Genomic DNA, 10,680 nt, shown 5'->3' on the forward strand with positions numbered 1-10,680 from the left:
CGAATCCTCAACACAGCTACTAATCAGGGAGGGATGACGCCGTAGATTCGACAGACGTCCCACCTGAGGTCTTGGCCTCGCGCCTAAAAATGGAATCAAGCCGTCTGCGTAGACCAGGCACAGCGTCCATTGCCGCAGAAAATTCAACAGACTTTATAAGCTCATGAAGAGGACTACCAGCAACATGATTGTCAACTAAACGCAACGGAAGCTCATCGAGTCTAGTCAAAGCTATAGAAAAAAGCTGTCCTTCCATTAAAGGATCCAATCGGGCAGCTTCGCTCCGATAGCCCTCATACGCTGCGGCAAGCGCAGCTTTGTAGGCGTAATCTTCAGCCAACCTGAAACGCTGTCCGATCTGAGTGGTTGCCACCCAAGCTAGCCAAACTGGCGCCCCTAGCGATAAGGCCGCTAAAATAACCTGCACTAACACCGCACTTATATTTATAGACTGACCCGATTGATTAACCGAAGCGGCCAATATCGATGGAAATCTTGTCGCACCAATACATATAGCACCAACAAGCCCAACCAGCAATGCGACCATCCACAAATATATCGATTTATTTAGATTTTCAGCCTTGCTTGAAAAGGCCTTCGCAAGCCCTTCAGAAGTCGACGCACGGTAAGCTGCTGCGACACGCGCCATCGTTTTCTCAGCCTCTGCAAGATGCCCCTTCAGCTCGACCGACGCTGCATCTGCATGTTCCGCAGCAGCCTTAGCCGCCTGCTCATGCCGGAGCGAGCTAGTCTTGGCAGATTCCACCTCCTTCAGAGCAGCTTCCAGATCTTCTTGGGTAGCCCCGAGATTTTCAGCAAGCTCTTTAGCGGCTGCAATCTTAGCCAAAACCGTCTCAATACCCTCAATTTTACCAGAAGCATTTGACAGACGATCCGCTGCACGCGATGCGTCTCGCTGAATTTTTTGGGGTAATTTAAGCATCTCATCTACGACTGATAATTCGACCAGAGAATCAACATGAATTTTTATAGTTGTCAGTAGAGCCTGAATTCCTTCAGCAACATGCGCAGAACTAAAAAGATTTGGAAGAACAGTCTTTGCTAAATCAACCTTGACCGCCAGATCGTTAAACCACTCTGCCGCATGCTCGTGCCCACAGGCCGTCCAGTTATAAGATTCATAACGCTCTGCAAGTGCAGTCGCGCTGATCTTTAAGTCAACCGGCTGTATGACGGAGCCATTGTAGTTGAAACCAGCATAAAAGGACTGGGTGCCACTAGGATGGCGTGCACCCAATTCTTCTGCAAACTCGCGTAGCGAATTGCATAGCTTCGCTGCCATCACAGAAACGCCTTCGTTATCGCTGACAGCTACGGTTTCCGTCATTTTTTTCTCCCCATTCGAATGATGATCCTAGTTCGACCGCGCGTTAACAGCAACAAGCACGCCCACGGATGTGATCGCTTGCCCATGGAAGGCCGGAACAATGCACCGGATGCCTCAATCCCAACCTGAGGTACGTCGCTGACGCGCAACTTGACTGCAAACGAACTAATTTTCAGATTTCCTCGCGGATTTTGATGTCGCCCATCAGTTTTTTTTATTTCTTGGTCGGCAACAATTACCGGCGTACCACCCACAGATTGTGACGCCCAGCCTCTCTGAATAGTGGTCGAGCTTAGGTGCTTGGGTTGCTGATATCGCTGTTGGTCAATCGTTGGGCACAAGCAGCTGGTGTTGTGGCCCCCGATCGTTTTATTAAGTTGGCGCTCGTTGTAGTCGCGTCGCCGACAATCGATCTCGGCGCGCGGGAACCGATGCTCGTTGAGGCATTCGTCGTGCGGCCTGCCGTTGAAGGATAGACGTAAGAGTTCTGGTTCGGCTTGCTAGGTTGGATCAGACTTCGCTGCACACTACGCGCATGCGCCCATAGCCTCGCCTCATAACTCCTTTCCGTCGTCCGTGCGAACCAGTTCTTCGGTCGAACACCTCTTCACTTCAACGCTACTGCGGGATTCAATTCGGTGACGCGAGGGGTTTGTGCCAGTGAAAATAGGCTGCGGCTTCACCGCCGTACCCTTAACCCACCCCCTCTCCTGAGCGGAGAGTGGTTGATGTTGCATGTCTGAGTTCTTGCGAGTGGCTGCGGGCGTGGTCTCTTTGCTCTCCGTGCCATGCTCCCTTCAAAGTTAAGGTGGGTTCCCATCCCTTCGACATGCGTTGGCTACAAGCTCACGCCGACTCCAGCACCCAACACCCAAACGCAGGCCCGGCCGAGTAGCCTTTCTCCGGTTCGATGCGAATCTGCAGGGTGTCGCGACCGGCGATCGTTGCTGGCAATGCGTAGTCCACATCGACGAACTCCAGGCCGCGGTTGCCGTCAAGGCGTTCGTTGGCGATGAGTTCGCCGTCGGCGAGGAGGCGGAAGCGACGGCGGGTTTCGTCACCCCAGTAGCGCAGGCGCAGGATGCGGGCCTGGGCGGTATTGCGCAGGGTGAAGGCCATGAAGCCGCCAGTCCGCACGTCGCGGCCGGGCCGGCGGCGGTAGCTGAGCGGGTTGGAATTTCCCCCCTGCAGTGCATGTGCCTTTTCGGAGGCCTCATCGCCTAGCGCGATGCGATCGAGCGCGCGGGTGTCGAGTGCGTGTTGCGCCGCCGCTACTGCCGCCAGTTCGGTCTGGCGTTGCTGCCATGCGGCGGCGTCGCGGTGTTCCAGGTAGACCGCGCTGCGGCGGTCGAACTGGGCGTAGAACGGGGACAACTGCCACTGCTGCACGCCATCGTTGTAGACGAAGGCTGTCTTGCCCGGCACCGGCTGCAGGCGTTGCAGGATGTCCTGCCCCCCGATCAATGCCGGGGTCTTGCCCGACCAGGGCTTGGCGGCATCGCCCAGATCCACGGCAAGCACCAGCGGCCCGCGCAGCACCGAGACCCAGGCGGGATCGTCCGAGGTCGCTTCCAGGCGCAGCGGCATGTCGAACGCCAGGCTCAGGGTGTCGCCGCGCTGCCAGACGCGCGTGATGCGCAGATAGCCATCGCTGGCGGCGGTATCGACAGGCTGACCATTGAGTTGCAGGCGCGGCTGTTGCGCCCAACCTGGCACGCGCAGTGCGAGGGTGCGTTGCTCGGCCGGCGCGGCATCGATGCGCAGCGAGGCGCTGCCCTGCTCTGGCAAGGCGCTGTGCAAAGTCATGTCCAGGCCGGCAGCATCGTGCACCATGGAGGGCACATACAAATTGACGTAGACGCCCTGCCCGTCCTGCCAGTAGATGGAATCGCCGAATTGCGCGTGCGCTTCCATGCCGCTACCAACGCAGCACCAGAAATCGTCGAACGGCGACGACCAGCCGCGCGCTTCGCCGGCCAGCAATGGCGTCATATACGTGAACATGCCGGTGCGTGGGTGCTGCTGCGCCATCACGTGGTTGAGCAAGGTGCGCTCGTAGTAGTCGAACAACTCCGCTTGCGGGCCCCATTGATACAGGTGGCGGGTGAGCTTGAGCATGTTGTAGCTGGCGCAATGCTCGCAGGTCTGCTCGGTGAGGAACTTCGAAATGCTGTCCGGCTGCTGGAAATATTCGCGGTCGCCATTGCCGCCGATCACATAGGTGTGGTGGTCGGTAACGGTGTGCCAGAAGAAGCGCGCTGCGGCACCGGATGCGGCATCGCCGGTGACTTCGTACTCGCGCGCCAGGCCGATCAGTTTGGGGATATTGGTATTGGAATGCTGGTGGGCCAGCTCGTCGCGCTGGGCGACCAACGGGTCGAGCACGGCGTGGTGATGCAGGCGCTGCGCCAGCGCCAACCATTGCGCATCATTGGTTCGCACATGCAGTTCGACGAACGATTCGTTGAGGCCGCCGAATTCGCACGACAACACCTTTTGCAATTGCGCCTCGTCAAGCGCGGAGAAGATGCCTTGCAGGTATCCAGCCAGACCCACCGCCACCTGCAGCGCTTGCGCATTATCGCAATGCGCATGCACGTCGAGCAGGCCGGCGAACAATTTGTGCCACGTGTACAGCGGTGCCCAGCTGCCGTTGAGATAGAACGGCGCCGGGTCGATCTTGCCGCGTTTGAGCTCGTCGAAGACCGCGCGCCCGCTTTCGATCTGCCCGGCTGCGTTCTTGCGCGTGAAGCCGGCCACGTAGCCATCGCCGGCATGCGCCTGGCAGCGCGCCAGTTCGCCGACCAGATACCCGGCGCGTGTGCGGCACTGCGCATCGCCGGTTTGCGCGTGCATGAGCGCCAGCGCACTGAGGTAGTGGCCGAGCGTATGCCCGGCGATGGTGTCCGCCTCCCAACCGCCATACGCTGGCGCCTTCGGGTCGAGGCCGGCATACAGCACGAAGTTGTGCAGCAAGCGGTCCGGCTGCAGCCGCATCAGATAGCGCCGGTTGGTGTGCAGCGCATCCAGGAACAGCGATGGCGTGAGCCTGACCTGGGCAAGCGGCACCGCGCGCACGCTGCCCGGTTGTGCAGCGCTGGCCTGGGCCGGGAACCTCAGGAAGCCGGCAGCTACCGCCAGGCTGCTCCAGGCCAGAAAGCGCCGCCGCGACAACGACGGCGTGTGGTTGCAGGTCGATTCGCCTAGGTGTGCTTCCGTCATGGGATCAGCTTAGCTCCTGAGAGCGCGCATGCTCGCGCGCGTGGTCGCAACAATGCGATCGCAACTGCCCTGGCAACGCTTGCGGTGACGTGGCATTTGCACAACCGATCGCACCCGGCCACGCAGCGCAGCGAGACAACCGCGCACTCAGAACTTCACCGTCGCGCGTGCCCAGTAAAAGCGGCCGAGCAGATCGTAGGTGGCCACATCGGTGTTCGCATTGCCCACATTGTTGGCGTAGTACAGCGGCGGCTGCTTGTTGGCGATGTTGTCCACGCCGACCTCAAAGCGCGTATGCCACGGCTCAACGTTATAGCCAAGCTGCAGGTTGTTGTAGACGTAGGCACCGATATTGCGCACCACGGTCGGTTCGCTGGAATCGGCCGACAGGCTCTGGTCCGGATCCGAGTTGCCGATGGCGGTATGCCCCACATAACGGATGCGCCAGGTGGCGCTCCAGTCATCCAATGCCCAGCTGACCGTGCCCAGTGCGCGCCAGCGTGGGAAGTTGCCGTAGGCCTGGGTGTAGCGGCCCACGTTGTGGATGGTGACCGAGCTGGGGTCGGTGGTGTCGGGCAACACGTCGTAACGGGTGAGATAGGTGCCGTTGAGGCCGGCGGTGACATTGCCCCATGCCATGGCAGGCAAGCGGTAGGTCAGGTTGAAGTCCATGCCCTTGGCCCACAGCTTGCCCAGATTGACGGTGGGCTCGGCGATGTAATTGATGGTGCCGTTGCCGTTGCGATGGATCAACGCGCAGAACGCGCTGGCCGAGTTGGCGAAGCATTGATTCAGCACCGTCTGCGCCGACACCGTGGTGATGGTGTCTTCCAGATCGATGCGCCACCAGTCCGCACTCAGCGACAGGCCGTCGATCCACTGCGGGTCGTACACAAATCCGACGTCGTAGGACTTACCGGTTTCCGGCTTGAGCTGGTAGCCGGCGACTGCCGCGCCGGAGACCTTGCCCGACACCTGCCCGTCCGATTGCTGGTAGCTGCCATCGGTGGGCACATTGGCGCAGGCCACCATGTTGCCGCCGGTGTAGCCGTTGCACGGGTCGTTGACGGTGGCCGCGTCGCCGGCCACGCCGGCATACAGCTCGTTGATGTTGGGTGCGCGAAACACTTGCGAGACGGTGCCGCGCAACAACAGGTTTTCGACGGGGCGGTATTCCAGCGACAGCTTGCTATTGGTCTTGCTGCCCACCGAGCTGTAGTCGGAAAAGCGCGTGCCCACGGTGATGTTCAATGCATTGATGCCGGGCAGATCCTTGAGCAGCGGGAACAGCGCTTCGGCATAGGCCTCCTTGACATCGAAACTGCCGCTCAAGCTGGACGAACAGAATTCGATCACGCCGCACAGGCCATTTTCATCGCCGGTCCATAGCGGGTCCGAGGCGGTGGTGGAGCGTTCCTTGCGGTACGAAATGCCAGCCGCCAGACTGGCCTCGCCCGCCGGCAACTCGAACAATGTGCCGTTGGCATTGGCTTCGAATTGCTTGACCGTGTACACGCTGGTGACAATGGGGTTGACCACCATGCCCTGCAACGTGGCCAGGTTGGCGCTGTCGTTGAGGTTGAAGAAATTCAACGGCGTACAGCCGGCAATCGCTGCACCCGCGCTGCCGCACTTGACCACGCCATCGCTATCCAGAAACGAGGGACCGATGGCCTGATTGAACGCGGCATAGTCGAGAAAGCCGTTGTTGATCGACTTCTGCTTGACCTTGCCGTAATTGAACGTGGCATCCCACTGCCAGGAGCTGTCGCCGAAACGGCCGCGCAGACCCGGGCTGATCTGGAAGTTGTAGGTGTTGTATTGGTAGCGGCGGTTGCCCAACACGGTGGCGCGCGTATTGAGGTCGTTGTAGGAGGTGCCGGTGGTGCGATCGGTGCCGAAATTGACGCCGAACGGGTTGTAGTAACTCTGCGCCGAGACCAGGATGTTGTCGCCGTTGGAAAAGATCGGAATCGGCGCAATGATCGAGGCCGATTCGGTTTTACTGAACCAGGTATTGACGTAGCCCTCGACGCTGTCGCTGAAGCGATACGTGCCCAGCAGGAAGGCATTGGTGCGTTTTTGCGGGGTCTGCAACAGGTTGAACGGCTGGTAGTTGTAGGAATCTGCAGCAGCGTTATAACAGTGGAAATCGCCAGGACTCGCCCGCCCGCTGACACCGCTGTTGAGGGTGACGCGACCGCAGCCATTGGATTGTGTAAGTAGTTGCGATTGGTCCGACCCATCATTGAAGTTGACCGTGCCGGTGGGCGTGGCCGAGGAGCCCTGCTTCACCGGTTGGCCATTGGTCAGCGCGAGCGCATCCTTGGAGTAATCGCGCGCCGCTGCCGAGACGGCATCGATGTTGTGATACGAGAGGCCACCGATCAGGCTGCCGCGCTCCCAGGTCTTGCCGGCGGTCAAGGTGAAGTTGCGGCGGTTGCCATCGCCTTCGCTACTGGTGCCGAAGTCGCTGCTGAACTGCACGCCGTCGAAGCGCGAACGCAGGATGAAGTTGACCACACCACCGATCGCATCGGAGCCGTACACCGCAGACGCACCGTCGCTGAGCACCTCGATGCGTTCGATCATGCTGGAAGGAATGGCGTTGACGTCGTTGTAAGCCAGGCGGATACCATTGACCAGCACCAGCGTGCGCTTGTCGCCCAGGCCGCGCAGCGAGATCGCCGAGGCGCCGGTGCCGCCGCCGTTGTTGGTATACGGGTTGGTCGCATTGCCGGCGATGGACGGCAGTTCCTGCAACAGATCGCCCACGGTCGCCTTGCCGGTGGCAGCGATCTGCTCCTGGCTGACGGTAACCACAGGATTGGCGGTCTCGGTATCCACCCGGCGCAAACGCGAGCCGGTGACCACCACGCTGTCCAGCGTCTGCGTCGCATCGCCACCGGCAGCTTGCTGCGCAGCCACCGGCGCAACCGCACCTGCCGACAGCACCAGCAGCAGCGCGGTGGTGAGCATGCTCGGCAACGGCCGCGTGGTGGCGCTGGTCGTGCGAGTCAGAGGCAACGGCAACATCGGCATGCAAGGCTCCTGAGTGTGACGAAAGACAAACCGTGGGCAATACCTGCCCGTGCCGGCGTACAGCGGCGCAGGGCGACGTAGATGGCAGACGTACGCTGCAACAAACCGCTGGCACGGTCGTGTTGCAGAGGCGCAGACAACGTGCGACGCAGGCGACCGAACAGTCGCGCAGCAACGCGTGTTACCGGAAAGGTGGTGCATTCCTCACTGGATGCGCTTATGCGCTCCAGTTTTCATCAGCTGGTCACAATGTGCCTGTGCGCAGACGCCACGTCTTGTCGCATTTGGCGAACGCGCATGCGGAAAACAGCATGGTTCGCAACTGAACGATCACGTGTGGCGGCATGAGCGCGCTCGAGCCCGCACGCATTGGCACCGCTTGCGGCGATGGGAGTGCAGATGAAGCTGACAACGATCGATGCGCGGACGGGGGCATTGGGCCCGATGTGCCGCGCACGTCAACTCGCTGCACGCGACCGGCAGCGCGCGCATCACCGCACCGATGCGGCCGGCGCTGCGACGTTGCGATTCCACTCCGGCGTTGGTGCCTGCTGCATCCAGCGCAGGAAGAAATCCAGCAGGCGGCGCCTGCCGTAGTCGCCACCGGCACCGTGATCGCCGCCCGGCACGACCAGCAGATCGAAATCCTTGCCGGCCTTGATCAGGCGGTCGGCCACCTGGAAGGTACTGGCCGGGTCGACATTCATGTCCATGTCGCCGGTGACCAGCAACAGATGCCCCTGCAGGCGCGCGGCGTTCTCCACATTCGACGATGCGGCGTACCACGGGCCGACCGGCCAGCCCATCCACTGTTCGTTCCACCAGATCTTGTCCATGCGGTTGTCATGGCAGCCGGAATTGGCCACACCCGCCACATAGAACTCCGGATGAAACAGCAGCGCCCCCGCGTTCTGCCCGCCTGCCGAGGTGCCGTACACACCGACACCGCCGCCGATGTCGTACCACGGGTAGTGCGCCGCGGCGGCCTTGTGCCAGGCGATACGATCCGGCAACCCGGCGTCCTTGAGGTTGCGCCAGGCCACATCGTGGAAGGCGCGCGAGCGGTTGTTGGTGCCCATGCCATCGATGGACGCTACCGCAAACCCCATCCCGGTGAGCGATGGTGTGGCGGTGGTAAAGCTCTTGGGAACGAACGAGCCCTGCGGTCCGGCATAGATGTCTTCGACGACCCGGTAGCGCTGCTGCGGATCGAGCTGCTGCGGGCGATGGATGACGCCCCAGATCTCGGTCCTGCCGTCGCGCCCGGTGGTGTGAAACGGCAGTGGCGCCTGCCACCCTGCCGCCAGCAGGCGGGTCAGGTCGGTGCGCTCCACCGTGCGTGCCAGGCTGCCATCTGCGCTGCGCCGCAACTCCAGCACCGGGCCCAGATCCACGCGCGAGTAAAGATCCAGTAGCCAGGTTCCATCCGGCGAATAGCGCACCTCATGATCGGCAGCCAGCGGCGTCAATGCGGTAAGCCCGCGGCCATCCAGCCCGATGCGATAGGCATGGCGATAGTACGGGTCCTCGCCGGGCTGCATACCCGAGGCGGTGAAATACACCTGCCCCGCTGCTTGGTCGATGCGATCGAGCTTGCGCACCACCCAGTCGCCACGGGTGACCTGGCGAATCACCTCGCCGTTGTGGCCGTCGTACAGATACAGATGCTCCCAGCCATCGCGCTCGGATGCCCACACGATCTGCGCGCCATCGTCCAGATCCTGGCGTGCGTGCTTGCCGCCGTTCTCATGCTCGCCACTGAGCTCGGAGTATTCGATGAAGGTGGGCGATGTCTCTTCGATCAGCGTGCGCGCGGCGGCTGTGCGTGCATCCACCTCGATCACCCGGTACAGCTGGTGACCGCGTGCGTTGTATTCGAAGGTGAAACCGCGACTGTCCTTCCACCAGACCATTTCGCTCAAGGTGAAGGCATTGGGCAGCAAGGTCATCGCCACCGGATGCGCTGCGTGCGTGGCAAGATCGAACAAGACCGGCTGCATCACCGGCAACGCATCGCCTGGCTTGGGGTAGACCTGCTGATGCAACTTCGGCTGCACCTGATCGGTGGGCGCCGACTCGATGTAATAGACCATGCGCGGCGGCGGTGCCTTGACCCGATATGCCGCCAGATGTTGCGAATCCGGCGACCACACCACGCTGTCGAGTGCGTAGTAGTCATCCGTGCTGCCGTCGTGGCTGAGCACGCTGCGCTCGTGACTGCCAACCGGCGCAATGACCAGATTGCCCTGCTCCACCCAGGCACGCCAGCGGCCATCCGGCGACGTCCTGGCCTGGCGTTCGCCCTGCTTGAGCGGCAGGCGCATGTCCATCGATTCGGCCGGCAGGTCGCGTTCGGGCAGGTGCGCGCAGCGATAGCCCAGCAGGTCGCATTGCCAGCCCAGTTTCGCCAACTGGAAACTCAGGCGCTGCCGTTCCAGGGTGGGCTCGTCAAGCTGCAGTCGCGCTGCGTCGACCGCCTTGGCACCGGCCCGCGTCAATGCTGCGGCCAACCGCGCGTGATCGAAGGCCAGTGTGTTGCGGCCACTGGCCGCCTCCACCAGGCGGTATTCGATCGCCGGCAGCTGCGCGCTGCGCGCCACTCCACGCCGATAGAGAAAATGCCCGGCATCCACCCACACCGGCGCCGTAGGCCGCCGGTCCACCAGCGAGGCGTAGTGATCGGACAAGCCCATTGCCTGCGTGTACTGCGCCGGCGTGGGAGCGAAGAGTGGCGCCGCAGTCACCGGCACGATGTGCGCCAGTGCGAGAGACACGCACCAGATTGCGACGTTGCGTAAGCGCATGGCAGGGATGTGTGGCACCTGTGACCTCAATTCGAGAAGACAGCGTGGCGTTGATGGACGATGGCTGGGCCGCTGACTGCAATCGCTGCGGCAGACACACACCAAGGAAGGTGCGCAGACCGTCGGGTACAGCAGACGCGACGGCTGCACCCGTGCGCCACATCTCCTGGCCATGCGTGGTCATTCACGTCAGCGCGACTGAAACACTTGGGACACGTTCGCAAGGCACGCGCGGCCAGCACGCAAAAGCCGATGTGTCACCCC

General features: G+C 61.5%; 4 protein-coding genes and 1 pseudogene. All 5 read right to left on the minus strand.

Annotated elements, in window-relative coordinates; genetic code table 11:
- Nucleotides 1–19: 19 nt before the first annotated feature.
- On the minus strand, nucleotides 20–1,348 hold the full coding sequence (locus HLH45_RS17145; protein WP_155767287.1) for a hypothetical protein: 1,329 nt from the start codon (nucleotides 1,346–1,348) through the stop codon (nucleotides 20–22).
- A 292-nt stretch (nucleotides 1,349–1,640) separates the two neighbouring features.
- Nucleotides 1,641–1,938: pseudogene (locus HLH45_RS21865) on the minus strand (integrase core domain-containing protein); the annotation flags it as partial.
- Between the two features lie 256 nt (nucleotides 1,939–2,194).
- Nucleotides 2,195–4,570, minus strand: coding sequence for a glycoside hydrolase family 127 protein (locus HLH45_RS17150; protein WP_008574382.1), 2,376 nt, complete (start codon nucleotides 4,568–4,570; stop codon nucleotides 2,195–2,197).
- 147 nt (nucleotides 4,571–4,717) lie between these two features.
- Nucleotides 4,718–7,612 carry a TonB-dependent receptor domain-containing protein gene (locus HLH45_RS17155; protein WP_008574380.1) on the minus strand — a complete coding sequence of 965 codons (2,895 nt, stop codon included), beginning with the start codon at nucleotides 7,610–7,612 and terminating at the stop codon, nucleotides 4,718–4,720.
- 491 nt (nucleotides 7,613–8,103) lie between these two features.
- A complete protein-coding gene (locus HLH45_RS17160) occupies nucleotides 8,104–10,416 on the minus strand; it encodes a S9 family peptidase (RefSeq protein ID WP_008574379.1) in 2,313 nt (770 codons plus the stop codon).
- Nucleotides 10,417–10,680 lie beyond the last annotated feature (264 nt).

The sequence above is a fragment of the Xanthomonas euvesicatoria genome (genome assembly GCF_013112235.1).
GTDB lineage: Bacteria > Pseudomonadota > Gammaproteobacteria > Xanthomonadales > Xanthomonadaceae > Xanthomonas > Xanthomonas euvesicatoria.